The organism is Candidatus Enterococcus myersii, from assembly GCF_017316025.1.
Lineage (GTDB): Bacteria > Bacillota > Bacilli > Lactobacillales > Enterococcaceae > Enterococcus_C > Enterococcus_C montenegrensis.
The window spans coordinates 18,733-36,495 of the sequence record NZ_JAFLVT010000023.1; the positions used below are offsets into that span (position 1 = coordinate 18,733).

The 17,763-nt window shown below is 36.9% G+C and carries 22 protein-coding genes and 1 other RNA gene; 14 read left to right on the forward strand and 9 right to left on the reverse strand.

Annotated features, from left to right (window positions below; all coding sequences use genetic code 11):
* Positions 1–280: 280 nt before the first annotated feature.
* Entirely contained in the window at positions 281–1,312 is a 1,032-nt protein-coding gene (locus JZO76_RS13920; protein ID WP_206905841.1) for an SDR family oxidoreductase, read from the reverse strand.
* A 112-nt stretch (positions 1,313–1,424) separates the two neighbouring features.
* Between JZO76_RS13920 and JZO76_RS13925 the strand changes: the two genes are divergently transcribed.
* The 5 genes from JZO76_RS13925 (at position 1,425) to JZO76_RS13945 (ending at position 4,595) form a co-directional block, all read left to right on the forward strand.
* The gene (locus JZO76_RS13925) at positions 1,425–1,859 is read left to right on the forward strand and encodes a MerR family transcriptional regulator (RefSeq protein WP_206905884.1); all 435 of its coding nucleotides are present in this window, start codon (positions 1,425–1,427) and stop codon (positions 1,857–1,859) included.
* 135 nt (positions 1,860–1,994) lie between these two features.
* Complete coding sequence (locus JZO76_RS13930; RefSeq protein ID WP_206905843.1) at positions 1,995–2,336, forward strand: zinc ribbon domain-containing protein YjdM; 342 nt, start codon at positions 1,995–1,997, stop codon at positions 2,334–2,336.
* Positions 2,337–2,431: 95 nt separating this feature from the next.
* Complete coding sequence (locus tag JZO76_RS13935) at positions 2,432–3,142, forward strand: zinc metallopeptidase (protein WP_206905845.1); 711 nt, start codon at positions 2,432–2,434, stop codon at positions 3,140–3,142.
* Between the two features lie 171 nt (positions 3,143–3,313).
* On the forward strand, positions 3,314–3,940 hold the full coding sequence (locus tag JZO76_RS13940; RefSeq protein ID WP_206905847.1) for a YczE/YyaS/YitT family protein: 627 nt from the start codon (positions 3,314–3,316) through the stop codon (positions 3,938–3,940).
* A gap of 319 nt (positions 3,941–4,259) precedes the next feature.
* A complete protein-coding gene (locus tag JZO76_RS13945) occupies positions 4,260–4,595 on the forward strand; it encodes a hypothetical protein (RefSeq protein ID WP_206905849.1) in 336 nt (111 codons plus the stop codon).
* Between the two features lie 92 nt (positions 4,596–4,687).
* Here JZO76_RS13945 and ffs read toward each other — a convergent pair.
* Together ffs and tadA are read right to left on the reverse strand one after the other, a co-directional pair.
* Positions 4,688–4,774, reverse strand: an RNA gene (gene ffs, locus JZO76_RS13950) — signal recognition particle sRNA small type.
* Positions 4,775–4,832: 58 nt separating this feature from the next.
* The gene (tadA, locus tag JZO76_RS13955) at positions 4,833–5,390 is read right to left on the reverse strand and encodes a tRNA adenosine(34) deaminase TadA (protein WP_206905851.1); all 558 of its coding nucleotides are present in this window, start codon (positions 5,388–5,390) and stop codon (positions 4,833–4,835) included.
* Positions 5,391–5,581: 191 nt separating this feature from the next.
* Here tadA and JZO76_RS13960 point away from each other — a divergent pair, with 191 nt between their 5' ends.
* Positions 5,582–6,742, forward strand: a complete 1,161-nt coding sequence (locus JZO76_RS13960; protein ID WP_206905852.1) for an AI-2E family transporter — start codon at positions 5,582–5,584, stop codon at positions 6,740–6,742.
* A gap of 61 nt (positions 6,743–6,803) precedes the next feature.
* Here JZO76_RS13960 and JZO76_RS13965 read toward each other — a convergent pair whose 3' ends face one another.
* The gene (locus JZO76_RS13965) at positions 6,804–7,085 is read right to left on the reverse strand and encodes a hypothetical protein (protein WP_206905854.1); all 282 of its coding nucleotides are present in this window, start codon (positions 7,083–7,085) and stop codon (positions 6,804–6,806) included.
* A 155-nt stretch (positions 7,086–7,240) separates the two neighbouring features.
* On the opposite strand from JZO76_RS13965, the gene JZO76_RS13970 reads away from it, so the two are divergent.
* The 4 genes from JZO76_RS13970 to JZO76_RS13985 are packed head-to-tail and all read left to right on the forward strand — an operon-like array spanning position 7,241 to position 10,689.
* Complete coding sequence (locus tag JZO76_RS13970) at positions 7,241–8,623, forward strand: bifunctional metallophosphatase/5'-nucleotidase (RefSeq protein ID WP_206905855.1); 1,383 nt, start codon at positions 7,241–7,243, stop codon at positions 8,621–8,623.
* 34 nt (positions 8,624–8,657) lie between these two features.
* Entirely contained in the window at positions 8,658–9,272 is a 615-nt protein-coding gene (locus JZO76_RS13975; RefSeq protein ID WP_206905856.1) for a YutD family protein, read from the forward strand.
* Positions 9,272–10,048, forward strand: coding sequence for a TIGR01457 family HAD-type hydrolase (locus JZO76_RS13980; protein WP_206905858.1), 777 nt, complete (start codon positions 9,272–9,274; stop codon positions 10,046–10,048). Before JZO76_RS13975 ends, JZO76_RS13980 begins: the two co-directional genes overlap by 1 nt.
* Entirely contained in the window at positions 10,045–10,689 is a 645-nt protein-coding gene (locus JZO76_RS13985) for a TIGR01906 family membrane protein (protein WP_206905860.1), read from the forward strand. Before JZO76_RS13980 ends, JZO76_RS13985 begins: the two co-directional genes overlap by 4 nt.
* A 268-nt stretch (positions 10,690–10,957) precedes the next feature.
* On the opposite strand, the gene JZO76_RS13990 is transcribed toward JZO76_RS13985, so the two are convergent.
* Positions 10,958–11,467, reverse strand: a complete 510-nt coding sequence (locus tag JZO76_RS13990; protein WP_206905862.1) for a phosphatidylglycerophosphatase A family protein — start codon at positions 11,465–11,467, stop codon at positions 10,958–10,960.
* A gap of 89 nt (positions 11,468–11,556) precedes the next feature.
* Between JZO76_RS13990 and JZO76_RS13995 the strand changes: the two genes are divergently transcribed.
* On the forward strand, positions 11,557–11,793 hold the full coding sequence (locus JZO76_RS13995; RefSeq protein ID WP_206905864.1) for a DUF1450 domain-containing protein: 237 nt from the start codon (positions 11,557–11,559) through the stop codon (positions 11,791–11,793).
* Between the two features lie 154 nt (positions 11,794–11,947).
* Here the strand turns inward: JZO76_RS13995 and JZO76_RS14000 are convergent, their stop codons facing one another.
* Positions 11,948–12,919, reverse strand: a complete 972-nt coding sequence (locus tag JZO76_RS14000; protein WP_206905865.1) for an NAD(P)/FAD-dependent oxidoreductase — start codon at positions 12,917–12,919, stop codon at positions 11,948–11,950.
* Positions 12,920–13,033: 114 nt separating this feature from the next.
* Positions 13,034–13,510 carry a GNAT family N-acetyltransferase gene (locus JZO76_RS14005; protein ID WP_206905868.1) on the reverse strand — a complete coding sequence of 159 codons (477 nt, stop codon included), beginning with the start codon at positions 13,508–13,510 and terminating at the stop codon, positions 13,034–13,036.
* A 159-nt stretch (positions 13,511–13,669) separates the two neighbouring features.
* Here JZO76_RS14005 and JZO76_RS14010 point away from each other — a divergent pair, with 159 nt between their 5' ends.
* On the forward strand, positions 13,670–14,260 hold the full coding sequence (locus JZO76_RS14010; protein WP_206905870.1) for a peptidylprolyl isomerase: 591 nt from the start codon (positions 13,670–13,672) through the stop codon (positions 14,258–14,260).
* A 76-nt stretch (positions 14,261–14,336) separates the two neighbouring features.
* Here JZO76_RS14010 and JZO76_RS14015 read toward each other — a convergent pair whose 3' ends face one another.
* Entirely contained in the window at positions 14,337–15,029 is a 693-nt protein-coding gene (locus tag JZO76_RS14015) for a YczE/YyaS/YitT family protein (protein ID WP_206905873.1), read from the reverse strand.
* Positions 15,030–15,200: 171 nt separating this feature from the next.
* Positions 15,201–16,367 carry a MalY/PatB family protein gene (locus JZO76_RS14020; RefSeq protein WP_206905876.1) on the reverse strand — a complete coding sequence of 389 codons (1,167 nt, stop codon included), beginning with the start codon at positions 16,365–16,367 and terminating at the stop codon, positions 15,201–15,203.
* A gap of 79 nt (positions 16,368–16,446) precedes the next feature.
* Between JZO76_RS14020 and JZO76_RS14025 the strand changes: the two genes are divergently transcribed.
* Both JZO76_RS14025 and JZO76_RS14030 read left to right on the forward strand, forming a co-directional pair.
* Positions 16,447–16,827 (forward strand): CvfD/Ygs/GSP13 family RNA-binding post-transcriptional regulator, encoded by a 381-nt coding sequence (locus tag JZO76_RS14025; protein ID WP_206905879.1) that lies wholly within the window; start codon positions 16,447–16,449, stop codon positions 16,825–16,827.
* 61 nt (positions 16,828–16,888) lie between these two features.
* The gene (locus tag JZO76_RS14030) at positions 16,889–17,251 is read left to right on the forward strand and encodes a hypothetical protein (RefSeq protein ID WP_206905881.1); all 363 of its coding nucleotides are present in this window, start codon (positions 16,889–16,891) and stop codon (positions 17,249–17,251) included.
* The last annotated feature ends 512 nt before the right edge of the window (positions 17,252–17,763 follow it).

Genomic DNA, 17,763 nt, shown 5'->3' on the forward strand with positions numbered 1-17,763 from the left:
AAAGCTAGGTCATAACAGATAACTTTAAATTAAGCAGGCGCTTTTACAAAATTGCTGCTAAAATTTTTACAAGTGAAAACAGCGATTGCCAATTTTAGCACGGGCCAGCTTCAGGGCTGAAGGATTCGTTTCGCCTTTCTTATTTATAAGAAATAAAACACTGAATGAAAAGGGGGATGTCCTCTTTTATTCAGTGTTTTTTAGTGAAGAAAATACCTTAGAAGGTTATGCTGTTTTTATAAAAACGACAGATCACCAACTAAAAAAATGCAAAAGTCTTCTACTCAATGTGTTTTTGTGCTACCAAACTATCAACAGCCTCTAAGACCGCAGTTTTGCTATCTGCCAGTGGTTGCCAACCTAATTGTTTTTTTGCTTTATCATTTTTTACATTGCGATTCATCTGTAAGAACAAAGCCCCTTCTTGGGCGGTTGTGTTAAAGTGAGACGCTAACTTGATTAAAAAATTTGGAATTTGCTTTTGAGGGACTTTGGCTGCTAATGCAGGCCGTTCCTTTTTTATTAGTGCAGCTATTTCAGCCATAGTGATTATCCCATTTGCAGATGCAATAAAACGTTGTCCGCCAGCTTCTGGTGTTAGCATTGCCAGAATGTGAATTGCTGCGACATCGCGAACATCAACAACATTTAAAGGTAAATTAGGATAGCGTTTTGTAGACCCAGTCAATAACATTTTTAATAAGTCGAAACTACCGGAGACATGGCCGTTTAATGATGGACCAAAAATAGCGACCGGATTAATGGCAACTAAATCAAAATTGGGTTTTTCACGTTTCATAAACTGCCAAGCAGCTTTTTCAGCTAATAATTTTGATTTTTCATATAAAGAGAGACCGGCTTGATTTTCGTCAGTCCAATTTTCTTCGGTGGTCCAACTATTTTTATCCAAATTACTAAAGCCCACTGCACCAAAATTTGAGGTCATAACAACGCGTTTGACTCCGGTTTTGCTGGCGGCTTTTAAAATCCGCAATATGCCATCACGGGCTGGTTTCATCACTTCTTGTTCGTTGGAAACTTTACCAAAAAAGACAGGTGATGCGACACTAATCACACCATCGCAATCTGCCATAATCTCTTCCCAATGGGCATCTTGATTTAAGTCTGCTACTGCAAAGGACAGTTGTGAGGTATCGTAAATACCGTTTGCTTTTATAGTAGCAAGAATAGCTGCTTGGCTGTTATTTTGACGGATTGTCGTTTTGACAGCAAAACCTTGTTGCAATAGTTGAAAAATAATATGGGAGGCTAAAAAGCCAGTTCCCCCCGTAACGAGAATCTTTTTTGACATGTGTATTCCTCCTAAGTTGAATGACTTGCATCTGTTTTAACTTGTTACTATAGTGAGTGTAAACCCTAGAGTGCACTCTAGGGAAAGTAAGTTGCACAAAAAAGGAGTAAAAATAATGTATTCCATTAAAGAAGTCGCAGAACTATTTGGTTTATCTGTTTATACCTTGCGTTATTACGACAAAGCAGGCTTGTTACCTTTTGTTTCAAAAAATGAAGCGGGGTACCGTGTGTTTACCGAATCGGATTTAGGTTTTATTCAAACTATTTGTTGTTTAAAAGATACTGGTATGCCAGTTAAAACGATTAAAGTCTATATTGATTATTGCATGGAAGGGACAAAAAGTATTCCCAAACGATGCGCCCTTTTAGCACAACATCGGCAAAATGTTTTAGCTGAAATTGAAAGTTTGCAGCAAAATCTAAAAGAAGTAGATGAAAAATTGGCTACTTACACGAGCCCTGAGGCAGTTAAAGTAGTTGCTGCTATGCGGCAATTTTCCAGTGCTGAAAAAGAACGCTATGGTTTATATAATCCATACCGCTAAAAAGTTTAAAAGTTAAAAATGAAGTGGCCTTCTAAAGTGACATTCTCCAGATGAGATAATTTTCATGAAGTCTTTTCACCACCAGTTTTTTTAGGTAAAATGAAAGCTACGAAAAAATTTTAAAGGAGAAATGAAATGTCACAATTACCGAAATGTCCAGAATGCGGGTCTGAGTATACCTATGAGGATCGCGGCCTATTTGTTTGTCCTGAATGTGGTCATGAATGGAGTGCAGCAAAAGAAGCACAGTCACCAGCAGAGGGCGTAGTTGCAAAAGATGCAAACGGCAATTTATTACAAGATGGCGACAGTGTCACTGTTATTAAAGATTTAAAAGTCAAAGGGGCTTCAAATCCCATTAAACAAGGTACAAAAGTAAAAAATATCCGCTTAGTTGAAGGGGATCATAATATTGACTGTAAAGTGGATGGTTTTGGTCCAATGAAATTAAAGTCAGAATTCGTCAAAAAATTATAAAATTCCTTCTGATTCTCTTCACAATATTTTCATGAGTAAAATGGTAAAATAAAGATAGACAAGTCTTATTTGATTCTGTGAGGGAGGAAACGACGATGTATGGAATGGGTTATGGCTTTATGCCGTTTTTTGATCCAACAATGATTTTAGTGATTATCGGGTTGGTGTTATCAGGGATTGCATCAGCTTATGTAAATAGTACCTTTAGAAAGTACGATGAAGTGAAAAGCCGCAATAATGTTACAGGGACACAAGCTGCCCAGTATATTTTGAATGATCAAGACATTAACGACGTCGGGGTGCAAAAAATTGCCGGAAATTTGACCGATAATTATAATTCTCAAACAAAAATGTTAAGTCTATCAGAAGCAACGGCGCAATCTACCTCGGTAGCCGCGATTGCTGTAGCCGCCCATGAATGTGGGCATGCGGTTCAAGATGCAAAAAGTTATGTACCGTTGCGTTTACGCGCTGCCATTGTACCAGTAGCAAATTTTGGTTCAACTTTGGCATTTCCGATTATTTTAATTGGCTTTTTCTTAAGTGCGCCAAAACTGGTTACGATTGGACTTTGGGCTTTTTCATTGGCACTAATTTTCCAATTGGTAACATTACCAGTAGAATTCAATGCTTCAGCTCGGGCATTGAAAATTTTGAGTAACGGGAATTTGTTAACAGAAGAAGAGCTGCCGATGGCGCGGAAAGTTTTATTTGCCGCTGCTTTAACGTATGTTGCTGCCGCTGTAGCAACGTTCTTGCAACTCTTGCGCTTGATTTTAATTTTTGGTGGTAATCGGCGGGATTAAGATTGCTAAATTTAAATGCGTAACCAACTTTGATTGGTTGCGTATTTTTTATGCGCTTTTGCTCGATAAGATACTTGATATAAGGCAAATCTTTGCACTTTTGCGATAATTTTGACAAAATAATAACTAAATGAAACGATTGCTATTTTAAAATCAGGCTGGAGGCACGACATGAATAAAAAGGAAATTGGTATCCGCTCTCTTGTAGCGCTAATAGGTGTTGCGATACTAGCATTAGGGGCGACCACTTTACGCATGGGAAAAGTTGGTTTAGATCCTTATACGTCCACAAATATTGCACTCGGGGGCAAACTTGGTTTATCACTAGGCGTCTATCAACTGATGGTAAATATTATCATTTTGGTATTGATCTTTATTTTCGGAAAAAAATACATCGGCATCGGTACCGTCATCAATATGGTGCTGGCAGGTTTTTTCATTGATTTTTATACGGAAATTTTTACCAGTCTAAATTTAGTTGCCCACAATATTTTGATGCAATTGCTCTTTTTGGTAATTGGTATTTTGCTTTTTAGTTTTGGTGCATCATTATATATGGGGGCAGAATTAGGCAATGCGCCATACGATGCAATTGCACCAGTAATTGTGGACAAAACAGGAGCCCCTTACCGGGTTATTCGAGTGATCCAAGATGTTGCGTTCAGTGTAGTGGCCTTTGTTTTTGGCGGACCAATTGGTATTGGAACATTTATTAGTGCCTTTTTAACAGGTCCGTTTATCAGTTTCTTTGACCAAAAAATCACCCATCCCATCGTCAATTCTTTAACCAAAAAATAAGAAGGTAAAAAAGGAGACTAGCTTTTGCAATCATTTTTCAAAAAAATGTTGTTTAAGTCTTTCTCGTTTTTGACTTTTATGTATCTAGTCAAAGCACCTAACTTTTACAAGAAATAAACAAGAGACAGAAAAGGTAAAAGAGCTACCTTGTCAGTCTTTGTATTATTTTTGAAAAGTTAACCGAGGTGTTTTGACTTTTACGTATCTAGTCAAGGCACCTAACTTTTACAAGGGTGAAAGCCCTTTTGGTTTTGCTATTTTTTTCTCTGTGCTATGATGAAGTAGTAGAAAAAGTTCTTAAAAGAGGGGCTGAAAAAGGATGAAAAATAAGACAAAAGTAACGATTGGACTAAGTATTGCGGCGGTGGCTGGTATTACAACAGCTGTAATTGCTTCGGATGCGGTAATTAATAAAATTCGCCATAAAAAAGATCGCTGCAAGGTAAAACGATTTGTTGATGATAAGTTTGACGGCAACGAAAAGTTAATGTCAGTGGTGGATAATTTGTCAGACGATGAATTGGATTCATTGATGAATGTTATGAAAAAAATTAAATCCGGTCGCAAACAAATTTCTGTCTATGGCGATTCTTTAAAAGAAACAACCGAAAGTTTAAAAGATAAATTAAGTGGTTTGATTGATCAAATTGTCTAAAAAGTAAAAAGAAAGGCACGTCAGAATGACGTGTCTTTCTTTTGGTAAATTTTTGGAATAAAAAAAACGAAACCGAAGTCTCGTTTAAGGTCTTTTTAATCAGACACATGGCAGATCCCGCTTAGTGCTGCTTCCTTCCAGATCTGACACAATTCACAAGCCTGCCATTGTCCTAGCCTTGCGGCAAGAACTAGTATAGCGTATTTCGTCAAATTTGGCTAGTCTTTTTCTAAAGTTTTATTCCGTCGGAAGATCTAATGTAAGTTTACGCATTTTTTTCTCGGCTTTGTTTTTTGCCCGCAATGCACGGAAAAAGTCAGTTAAGATCTGACCACAGTCCGCTTGTAAAATGCCGCCTTCAACATAAGACCAATGGTTAAAGCGTTCATCAGTTAAAATTGTCAATAATGAACCAGCTGCGCCACCTTTTGGATCATAAGCACCAAAATAAACTTCTTCCACGCGGGCTAATTGCATCGCCCCGCTACACATGGGGCAGGGTTCTAATGTGACAAATAGTTGACTGCGTTCTAAACGCCAACTGTCGATATTTTGACACGCCTCGCGAATGGCAAACATTTCTGCATGTGCAGTTGCATCTTGATCTGCCTCGCGGCGGTTGTATCCATAACCGATAACTTTACCGTCTAAAACAACTACAGCACCAATCGGTACTTCTCCGATAGCTTGCGCTTTTTTTGCCTGTTCTAAGGCCAAGAGCATATATTTTTCTTTTGTTAAAGTATCCAAGCTACTGCTTTTTTCCACATTTTTCACCTCGCCAAATTTTAGCATTTTTTGACAAGAGACAAAAGAGGTACCCTAGTAAAATTGGCAGTTTTACTAGGGTATCGAAAAAGAAGAAATGAAAAAAATTATTGGGTATGGCAAAACTATAATTCTGCAAGCTTAATAACAGCTTAAAGTACCGTATTCTTTTACACCGTTTTTGAAGTCAGCTACAATCAAAGTAGGAGGTGGTGACGATGGAGAAAAAAACCAGTCGCTGGATAAAATTTTTAGGTGGTAAAAATTTAATTTTTACTTTAGTAGCGTTACTTTTATTAGGCGCTGTTTTGTGGCTCTTTGCCCAGTTAGATTTCTTATTTGATCCGTTTGTGACAATTTTTAAAGCCATTAGTGGCCCGCTTATTCTAACAATGGTCTTATATTATTTATTTAATCCCATTATTGATTGGCTGGAAGGTAAAGGGGTGAAGCGGGTAATTAGTGTAGCAGCTTTATTTATTGTTTTGATTAGTTTAGTCGTAGTTGCTGTTGTTTTAATTAGTCCGATTATTCAAAAACAAGTTCTCTCTTTAGTCTCTTCTTTTCCAGATTACATGGATAAGACGATAAAAATGATCACGAAGCTTTTTGATAATTCACCATTTGAAGAACCGTTGGATCAAACAATGGAAAAATTGCAGAATTGGTCTGAGGGACTTTCTAGCCAAGTAACCGATTATTTATCAGGGGTTATTAAAGGGGCTTCCAATGTTGTTTCAACTATTACCAGCACAGTATTAATTATTGGGACGGCACCAATCATTACTTTTTTCTTATTAAAAGATGATCGCAAATTTTTTAGTTATGTTACCAAGTTGATTCCTCCTCGTTTTCGTAAAGATGCTAAAGCGATTGCAGGGAGCATGAATACGCAAGTAGGAGCATATTTGAAAGGACAAGTTTTAGTTAGTATTGCGATTGGCTTGTTAACGTTTATTGGCTTTTTAATTATTGGTATGCCGTTTGCCGGATCGCTATCCTTACTAACTGGTGTGACGGCTATCATTCCATATATTGGGCCATTTATTGCCTTTATCCCAGCTTTTATTGTCGCATTGATGTCTTCTTTTGGCATGTTAGTAAAAATGTGTCTGGTTTGGGTAATTGTCCAAATGTCCAATGGGCATCTGATTGAACCAGCAGTGATGGGCAAACATCTTTTAGTACATCCAATTACGATTGTTTTAGTCTTATTGGTAATGGGAGATTTAATGGGGATGTTTGGTCTGATTTTTGGGATTCCTATTTACGCTGTGATAAAGGTTTTATGTATTTATTTCTTCCGTAAACTAAAAGGGCGGTATAATCGCTTTTATGGTGAGTATGGGAAATATGAAGAGACTGATTTTGAAGAATAAAAAAGCTATGCTCGTAGATGTTTTGAATCTACAAGCATAGCTTTTTTTACTAGCTAAAGAATTATTCGTGGTAGTCTTCGTAACGAGGGGCGTTAGCTTTTAATTCGTTTTGTTCGGCTAAACTTAGTTCGCTGAAAACGTCATTGCCATCTAAGAATGATTCCCAATCAGAAGTCATTAATTCATTTAGACCGTCTTCGTCATGCTTTTCCCAGACTTCGGTTTTGACGCCATCTGGTGTAATAAAGTGTCCTTTTTCATTTTTATTAAGGTTTTTTAATTGGGATAAGTCGTGTTTTTTGTTAAATAATTTTTCCCATTCGGTTTTTAATGCGTGTTTCATCTGCGTTCCTCCTTTTTTACTGCTAGCTTTATTTTAGCAAATGCATGTGATTGGGTAAAAGATTTCAAACCCGGGTATCAAAATAAGACGCTGTGAAAAAAATGTGCTAGTCTAAGTTTAGCTTATTTACCTACCTTTAGAAATGAGGCCTCATTATGGAAAAAATTACCATTATGCATACCAATGATTTACACTCCCATTTAGAAAACTGGCCGAAAATCAGACGCTATTTGGAACAACGCCAGCGAGAATTAGCCCAAAAAGGTCATGGGGCTATTACAGTTGATTTAGGTGATTTCGTCGATCGTTGGCATCCTTTGTCAGAAGCGACAAATGGCAAAGCAAACGTTGCTTTAATGAATGCCGTTCATTATGATGCGGCTACAATCGGAAATAATGAAGGGGTCGGAAATTCCCAATACGATTTAAATCACCTGTATGATGAAGCCAATTTTGATGTTTTGTTAGCCAATTTATTTGATAAAAAAACTTTACAACCACCCAAATGGAGCAAAGAGTATAAAATTATCACCACAAAAGCTGGGAGTAAAGTTGGCCTAATTGCACTGACAGCACCATTTCCTCTTACCTATAGTCCTAATGGTTGGGATATTCGGTACCCATTAGAAATTTTGCCTAATTTAGTTGCCCATTTAAGACCGCAAGTTGATGTTTTGGTATTAATGAGTCATTTGGGAATTGAAGACGATCAGTTAATTGCCAGCGAAATGCCGGAAATCGATGTGATTTTAGGGTCCCATACCCACCATTTATTTCCAGCCGGTAAAGTGGTCAATGGCGTGCAATTAGCTGCCGCTGGGAAGTTTGGCTATTATATTGGAGAGGTTCGGCTGGAATTGGACGAAAATCATAAAATTATTTCCAAAATGGCGCGTACCATTGAAACTGCAACTTTAACGACGTTTCCAGAAGATGAAGAAGAAATTAAGGGCTATCTGCAAAAAGGGCATGACTTATTAAAAGCGCAAAAGGTCGCGAACTTACCTTATGATTTAACGCTGGATTTAAATGGTGAGCACCGCCTGATCGATGCAACTTTAAAAGCGGTAGAAAAAAGAGGGCAGACAGATGTGGCTATTTTAAATAGTGGTTTATTTTTGCAAGAATTGCCAAAAGGTGAAGTGAGTCAAGATCAACTCCATACGACTTTGCCCCACCCACTGCACCTTTTAAAGGTCACGTTAAAAGGTGCTGACGTCCGCCGTTTAGTTTTAGAGATGGAAAAAAATCGTAACTTTTTACGGAATTTTCCCATGCTGGGGATGGGATTTCGCGGGAAGATCTTTGGTGTAATCACGTATGATGGTATTTTTTATGACAGTGTGAATCATGAAGTTTATTGGTTAAAAGAAAAACTGCAAGATGATAAAGACTACACATTTACGACAGTGGATCATTTTATGTTTGTCCCGTTTTTTCCTACAATTGAGATTGCTGGTAAATACGAATTTTTATTTCCAGAGTTTATCCGTAGCGTGTTAGGGACGTATTTGCAAACTCACTATCCAAGCAAATAAAAACAAGGTATAATGAAAAACAGGTGGTGAAAGAATGACAAAAGAGAACAAAAATCTAACCGAAGAATTAACGACGGTTTTAGAGGAAGTCGCAACCGAAGAAGTGGCAAAACCGCAAAAAGGTGAGCTTGTGACACCGATTAATGAGACTGATTTTATGATCGGACAACGTCAGTATAAGCTTGTTTATGACCACCGGGAAGGCTTTGACGCAGAAAAATTAGGGGAACGTTTCAGCGAGGTTTTGGCTCGTTATGATTATATTGTTGGCGACTGGGGCTATGAGCAGCTACGCTTAAAAGGCTTTTTCAGTGCTGATGATAAAAAAGCACAACCAGAACAACGCATTGATACTTTAGAAGATTATTTATATGAATACTGTAATTTTGGCTGTGCCTATTTTGTGATCCAGCGCGTAGGAAATAAGCGGGAGAAAACACAAAATCGTAAACGCCGTAAGAAAAATTACACGAATCAGCCGGCACAAGCACATATTGCCGAAAAGAAAACAGAGGTAAAGAAAAAGACAAAGCCGGTATTAAAGAAAAAAGTTGAAAAACAGCCGACTAAGAAAACAGAAGCTGCTGCAAAACCTGTCAAAAAAGATGGAAGAAAAGGCGGCTTTACCATTAGGAAGCGAGAAGATTAATGTACAAAGGATACTTAATTGATTTAGATGGCACGATTTATCGTGGTCAAGAACCAATTCCAGCAGGAAAACGCTTTGTAGATGAATTAAAACGCCGTAATTTACCGTTTTTATTTGTCACAAATAATACAACCCGTAGCCCTGAGACAGTTTCAGAGCGCTTGGAAAATGAATTTGATATCAAAGTCGCGCCCGCAACAATTTATACAGCAAGTTTGGCTACTATTGATTTTATGAAAGCTGATAATGCCGGTAATAAAGTCTTTGTCATTGGTGAAGCAGGCCTGATTGACTTAATACTAGCAGCCGGTTTTACTTGGGAGGAAGAAAACCCAGATTATGTTGTGGTAGGGCTGGATAATCATGTAACGTATGAAAAATTTGTATTGGCAACTTTAGCCATTCAAAAAGGTGCTACTTTTATTGGGACTAATCCAGATAAAAACATTCCGACTGAACGCGGTTTGTTACCTGGAGCGGGCTCATTGATTTCATTAGTTGAAACAGCCACGCAAACAAAACCAATTTACATTGGAAAACCAGAAGCGATTATTATGGATAAAGCGCTGGAAAAAATTGGCTTAGCTAAAAAAGATGTGATTATGGTTGGCGACAATTACGAAACGGATATTTGCTCTGGGCTAAATAATGGCATCGATACCTTGTTGGTGCTGTCAGGTTTTACTCAAAAAGCAGAGGTTGCTACCTTACCTGAGGCACCGACTTTTGTATTGGATTCATTAGATGAGTGGGATTTTGAGGTTCAAAAAAGATGATGACAGCTTGGCAAAGACGCTTAGGTTTTTTCAGCCTTTTTTTAACGATTATCACGTTGGTTATCACAGTAGCGATTAACTTTCGGCCTTTATATGTCTTTGATATTCATTATTTGAATATCCTCGATTATACAGTTGTTGATAAAACGACATTGTTAAAAAATTTTGACAAACTAATGGCTTTTTTAAACAATCCCTTTGCAAGTCAATTGGCTTTGCCAGACTTTCCGATGTCTGAAGCTGGTCGGGGACATTTTATCGATGTTAAAAAGTTATTTATGCTAAATTATGCTGTTTTACTTGTAACCTTCATTCCTTCTTTGATCTTTTTAGTAAAGTTGAAAAGACAGCAAAGTTTATGGCGCTTAATCTTGCCCTTTGAACTGGGAATGGTAATTCCAGTGGTTTTTGGTTTTGTGATGGCAACCGGGTTTGATCGTTTTTTTGTGACATTTCACAAATTGTTTTTCCAAAATGATGACTGGTTATTTGACCCCAGAACAGATCCAATCATTAATGTTTTACCGGAAAGCTTTTTTATGCACTGCTTTATTTTAGCGTTTGTTTTATTGGAATTGTGCTTTTTAGCTTTCGTTTTATGGGGACGGACAAGTTTCAAGCAAAAAAAACAACGATCCTAGCTAAGGGTCGTTGTTTTTTTTGGCTATAAGAAAAGAATAAATTTTTCAGCGAAATAAACGCCTGATAGCAAGAATATCCACGCCTGATTTTCCGAACTAACTTGCCTTATTGCTGGCGAGTTGATCGAGTGCCTTTAGCTTTTCATATTGTCTAGCTTCATGCACTAACTCTCGGTGATAATAAGGCAAAAGTCTTAAGAAATTTGAAGCACAATTCATCAAGCTTTTTGCCTTATGTTTTAGAGCTGAAGGATTCTTTTAGTTTTTCTTATTGGGTGATGTAATGGGACTTGCCGGGATTTTGGTGAGCTAAACGACTAGCAGCAGAAGCCGCAATAGCTCCGACAATATCATCTAAAAAGGTATGGACATGTTTGCCATCGTGGCTGTTTAATTCTTTTAAAATGCCAGGCTTTACTTTGTCGATATAGCCGTAATTCGTGAAACCGATGGAACCATAGACGTTAACAATCGACAGCGCCAAGATTTCATCAATACCATAAAGGCCTTCGTCATCTGCCACAATTTCTTGTAAAGGATCAAGTAATTTTCCTTCTTCAGCTAAAATATCCAATTGAATACCTGTGATAATCGCATTGTGGACTTCTCGTTTGGTTAAGACACTATTGACGCTTTCAACACATTTTTCCAAGGTGATATCTTTGATATAATCTTTTTGTAAAAACATTACCAACTCACCAATTTCATCTAGGGAAACACCACGACTTGTCAATAATTCACGGGCTTTTTCTTCGAGTGTTTTTGTTTCAATTACCATTCAAATCCCTCCAATTCTTCTTGCTAAGGTTAGCTCATCTTTTATGTTATACTATCTGAAAGCATCAAGCAAAGAAAAGGAAGACCGTCATGAAACCTTTAATCGAATTTTGCGAACAAAACCTAAGCCGCCAGGGCAACCTTTTATTAGAAGATGAAGAACTAAAGGAAAAGGCAGATTTTTTAATTACCAGTTGTTTAAGTATGTGTGAATTATGTGCCAAAAAATTATTTGTTATAGTTGAAGGAGAAGTCATTGTAGCTGATACGATGTCAGAGCTTTTAAGTAAAGTCAAAGGTGCTATTTCGGAGTGGGATGATTTTTAAATAGCTAAATAAAAAAAGCTAAAGGAAACCTTCAGCTATAAGGCATAAGTCCAAAATTTGTATTTTCTGATATAAATGAGACCTAAAAATTTTTACTGCTTTTTACTAGCTTGCAACTAGTATAAAGGCAGTAAAATTTTTAGGTCTTTTGATTTTAAAATAAACTTGTACTATGAGCAGGTTGGGTTCGATTTTTAGGGTCGATAAAATGCAAAGCGTTGTTCACAGCAGTTGGGGCTTCGCCAAAACCGGTTGCGATCAGTTTTACTTTGCCTTCATAACCGGCAATATCACCACAGGCGTAAATTCCCGGAATAGAAGTACTCATGTCAGAATTGACTGTGATGGTTTGTCTTGTTCCAGCCAAATTCCAATCTTTCACATTTAGGTTAGAAGTAAAGCCGTAGTTTACCAGGAGGTGATCCACCGCTAACTCAATTTTTTCTTTAGTCTTAACGTGTTGCAGACTTACGCCATCTAAAAAGTCGGTGCCGTGTACGTCGTTAATCACATAAGGCGTCATAATATTAACCGATGATTGGTAAAGATTTTCAACACTGTGTTCTAAAGCACGAAAATTGTCGCGGCGATGAATCAAATGAACTTCAGCGGCAATGGGTTCTAACATTAAGGCCCAGTCAATGGCAGAATCGCCACCGCCGGCTAACGCGACTTTTTTACCAGCATATTTCATTAAATCATTGACATAATAATCCAAACCACGCTTTTCAAAGGTCTTGGCATTTGGCACGGTTAGTTTACGAGGCTGAAATGATCCGTTTCCTAATGCTAAAATAGCGGCTTTGGTGTAGTGGGTATCTTTATCTGTTGTAATGACAATGACATCGTCTTGTTTTTCAAGGTGAATCACTTCTTCACCCAAACAATAAGTATGGGGAAATGTTTGTAACTTCTTTTCTAAAACTTGCACCAAGTCATTGGCCTTTATTTGAACGTAACCGGGAATATCGTATATATTTTTTTCAGGATAAAGCGTGGATAACTGGCCGCCTAATTGGGGGAGACTGTCGATAATTTTTGTTTTTGCATTGCGCATCCCTGCATAAAAACCCGCGAACATCCCCGCTGGACCAGCACCGATAATGGTAATATCATAGACTTCCATCTTGTTTCCTCCTTGCATGTTGTCGCAGTAAACCACTGCAATAGCTCCTAGTATAAGGGCAAAGAGTTGTTTTTTCTATTAAAAGGCATTATAGCGTTCACACCTTTAAATCTTTTAAAGTTCTCTTAGTAAAAAGCAATCCATTGCATTGTGAGCAGTGGGAAGTAAGGGTGTTTTAAGCATTTTGAAATCAAATTTTTGATAGAGGCTTAATGCTGCTTGTAAACTGTGGTGGCTCTCTAAATAGATTGCTCGATACCCAGCCTTTGTTGCAAAGGCTAAAGCGGCAACCATTAATTCATTGCTGTAGCCTTTTCCTTGTGCTTTTTTGGTTAAGTATAACTTTTGCAGCTCGCAAATATTTTTTTCAGGATAAAATTCGGCAATCCCGATACCTCCGAGAATTTCATCCTTTTCTGTGATAACAAAATAATTTCGCTTAGGTGAAGTAGCATAGTAAGTAGACAGTTGGTCTAGTTCAGAATCAAAATAAGCAGTTCCTGGGATTGCTAAGTTGCAGTCTTCAAGACTTGTACGAATAATCTTGGCGATTGTTTTATCATCTGTTTTTTCGATTAGACGAATTTTCATTGGTGCACCTCCTGGTAGAGCGTTTAGTTTCCAGCAAGTATAGCAAATATCGCAAAATAAAATCAAGAATACGTGGCAAAATAAAATCAAGAATACGTGGCAAAATAGGCGAAGTCTGCTATCATGAAATTAATCCATTAAATAGAAGGAGGAATTATCGTGAGCGATTTTCCACAATTAACATTAGAAAACCAAACTGGCCACAAAGCACTAATCAAAACAAACCGTGGCAATATTTTAGTACAACTGTTTCCAGAATTAGCCCCAAAAACAGTCCAAAACTTTGAAGCATTAGCCAATAAAGGCTATTATGATGGTGTTATTTTCCACCGTGTCATTCCAGATTTCATGATTCAAGGCGGCGATCCAACCGGTACTGGTATGGGGGGTGAAAGCAGTTTTGGTGGGAATTTTGAAGACGAATTTTCAAAAGAATTGTTTAACGTTCGGGGAGCGTTGTCTATGGCCAATGCCGGACCAAATACCAATGGTAGCCAATTCTTTATTGTGAACAACCAAAATGTTCCAGGGAATATGCTGGGACAATTAGAAGGTGCGGGTTATCCTTCTGAAATTATTGAAGCGTATAAACAAGGCGGCACACCGTGGCTAGATTTCCGTCATACTGTCTTTGGTCATGTGGTTGAAGGCATGGATGTCGTAGATGAAATTGCGAATGTTCAAAGAGGCCCGCAAGATAAACCTGTTCATGATGTGGTTATTGAAACGGTTGAAATTTTAGCCGACTAATTTAAAATAGTTAAAACAATACCCGAATAAGCCAATGTTTTTTTAACAGTGTCTTATTCGGGTATTTGTTTGTCTGTTAAGGTGTTTTAACATCACTTGGGTCATCGGGGGCTACCATTTGCGCATATTCGTCGGTTTCTTCAATTGGATGTTTGGAGGTTTTTACTTCGATAAAATGAATGAGACGTCCAACACATAATAGAGCTGTGAGTGTCCCAAAGCCAATCCCGTTTGGTTGGCCCAAAAAAATCATTCCCAATAAAAAGGCGAGGGTAATCATCGTTAAATCAAAATAGAACTTGACTTGACCAAAGCGCTTTTCTTTTTTTAACGCAATAATTTCTACTAAACCATCAGGTGGGTTTAAGATCAGTTTGGAGTTCACCATCAAAAAGGCTCCCACACTAGTAGCGATTACGGCTGCAATTAAAAGTGCAATTTTGCCAATTAGACTTGTCACGACAAAATCTTTCAAACCTAAACCGACATTGTAAAAATCTACCACTGCACCAAAAAGAAATGAAAAAGGTAATTGCAAAAGAATTTTTAATGGCAAACTTTTGACCAGGATAATCTCAACGATAACCAATAAGCCAAAGACTAAACTCGTGGCATTACCTAGGGATAGACCAGTAATGGTCGCTGTCGTAAAAGGTACTGAAACTAAAGAACTGACACCTAGTTGGCAACTTGAAAAAAGCACAGTTCCCAAGGCTAAAATGAAAATCCCAGGGACATATTGAATGAAACGTTTTGCAAAATCAGGCATCTTTGTCCTCCTTTTTTATTTTACAGAGAAATTTTTAAAAAAAAAAGTCTGTAAAATACTATTTTTAATCATTGTCTTATTTTAGTGTAACAAAATTTTCATGGCAAATGTAATAAAAACAAGAAAGAAAAAGAAAAGACCGCATCAAAAGATACGGTCAAAATGTTTTTATTATTTAAATGCCCGTGCTATTTGCTCTAATCCTTGTTGTAATGTGGATTTAGGACAAGCAATGTTTAGACGCATGTGTTGTTTTCCATTAGGTCCAAATGTAAAACCTCCATTTAAAACAACACCAGCCTCATCAATCATCTTCTTGTTTAACGCAGTATCCGTTAAATTATAAGCAGAAAAGTCTAACCAGAAAAGATAAGTACCTTCTGGGGGCATGATCTTTACTTGCGGCAGATTTTTTTGGAGAAATTCAATGGTAAAGGCGCTGTTTTTTTGTAAATAGTCTAACAGTTCAGTTAACCATATTTCGCCACCTTCATAGGCAGCTTTAGTACCAATCAGTCCAAATGTATTAATCGTATCTTGTTCACTTTTTGCTTGAACAGCGGTAAAAGCGGCTTTTAATTCGGGGTTTTTCACAAAAATCATCGAGTTTTTAATGCCGGCCAAATTAAAAGTTTTGGTAGCAGCAGTTAACACAATAGAAAAATCAGCAAAACTTGGATCGATATTATGGAAAGTTTCATGTTGATAAGGCGCAAATATCAGATCTTGATGAATTTCATCACTTACAACCAAACAATGATGTTTTTTACATAAGTCACCTAATTGTTTTAATTCGGTCTTGCTCCAAACGCGTCCACCTGGATTATGGGGATTACATAAAATAAAAAGTTTGACATCTTCTTTAATCATTTGCGCTTCCATTGTGGTAAAGTCCATTTCAAAGTGCCCATTGACTACTTTAAGTGGACTTCGAACTAATTTTCGTTTGTTTTCTTCTACCATTTGGGCAAAAGGGGGATAGACAGGATCGTGTATCATCACGCTGTCACCTTTGGATGTGAAAGCCTCAATACTGACAGCAATACTTGGTACGACACCAGGGGAAAATAAGATATCCTCTTTTTTTATATCATAATTATGACGTTTTTTTTGCCAATTTATAATAGCAGCATATAGATCATCTCCAAAAAGTGTATAGCCATAAATTCCCTGTTCTACATAAGAAAGCAGTGCTTGTTTAACAGAAGGTGGTGCAGTAAAATCCATATCTGCTACCCACAACGGCAATAGATCATCTTTGTGGTAAGTTGTTGCAATACTATCCCATTTGACGCTATTTGTGTGACGGCGTTCGTTGCGTTGATCAAAACTTGACATAAAAAGACCTCCTAAATTTCTAAACTTCTTTTTTAACTCTAATTACAGTATAATGAATAAAGCAAGGAGTGGAAACCAAATGTCTTATAAAATCGGCGATATTCTTGAAGGTCAAGTTACAGGTATTCAGCCTTATGGTGCCTTCGTTTCTTTGGATGATAAAACCCAAGGACTGATACATATTTCTGAAGTACAGTCTGGTTATACTAAAAATATCCATGATATTTTGTCCGTTGGGGAAAAAGTAAAGGTCCAAATTATTGATATTGATGAATATTCACAAAAAATCAGTTTATCTAAACGAACGCTAGAAAAAAATTATGTTCCAAATCGCAATTACAAAAAACGTTACTTTACAAATAAAAATAAAAAAATTGGTTTTACCTCAATTAAAAAAGTATTACCAGACTGGATTGATGAGGCTGTAGCCTATTTGCATTCTGAAAATCGCACGAAATAATTATGCATGTTTTCTGAAAATGTGCTATCATAAAAGCAGATAAAACAGCCGAGGTGGTATCGTGACTAATAAAAAAGTTGCTGGAACAGTAATGTTGCATTTACAAAATGGCTCTAAACGATTTTTAGTTCATACTGTAGGAGATACAATGGAGTTGGCGTCTACTGATTTTTCAAACGAACGTACTGGTTTGGCTAATATTTTGAGCTTATTAAAAGAAAGCGTTAAGCTCGATGTGAAAAATATTGACTTAGTAGAATTGACGAATGGTCAAATTGAAAAAGAGAACGTTCCACTGTTTGTTTTTGAAACGAGTGAAGAAAAGTTAGTTGGTGATTTACCTGAAGATTTTCGTTGGGAAGAACCACAAAGATTTCGGGAAATTATTAGGCATTATGATATTGAAGGTGTACCTTATTTTTAAATGACCAAAAGGAGATTATCAAAATCTCCTTTTTTTGTACAAAAAAATAAATACTCAAAAAATATTTAACGGATAAAATAGTAATAGGGTGGATTTTAATTCGTAAATAATATCAATATAATAATTTTTTTTGTGAAATTCACTTTTTGATATTTGAAATACGAATGATTGAATCGTTTGATGGAAATTGTATGTTAGTCTTCCTTTATTTTTCTAAACTTTTTGGTTGACCTGAACTTCTTAAAGTGGTAAATTAATCAACGTTGGCAAGGCAGTCACATAATTGAAAACAACTTGAAATATTTTTGAAAAAAGTTGTTGACAGTTGCTACAACGACTGTTAAACTAACGAAGTTGCTTGATGAGCGACGAACTTCTGAAATATCATTTCAAAAAGTTTTTAAAACTTTTTGAAAAAAACAGTTGACAGAAATTAAGTCAGCTGATAAGATATAAGAGTTACTGAAACATTTCGAAAAGCAACCAACTGCAAGTTAAATAAATACATTTAA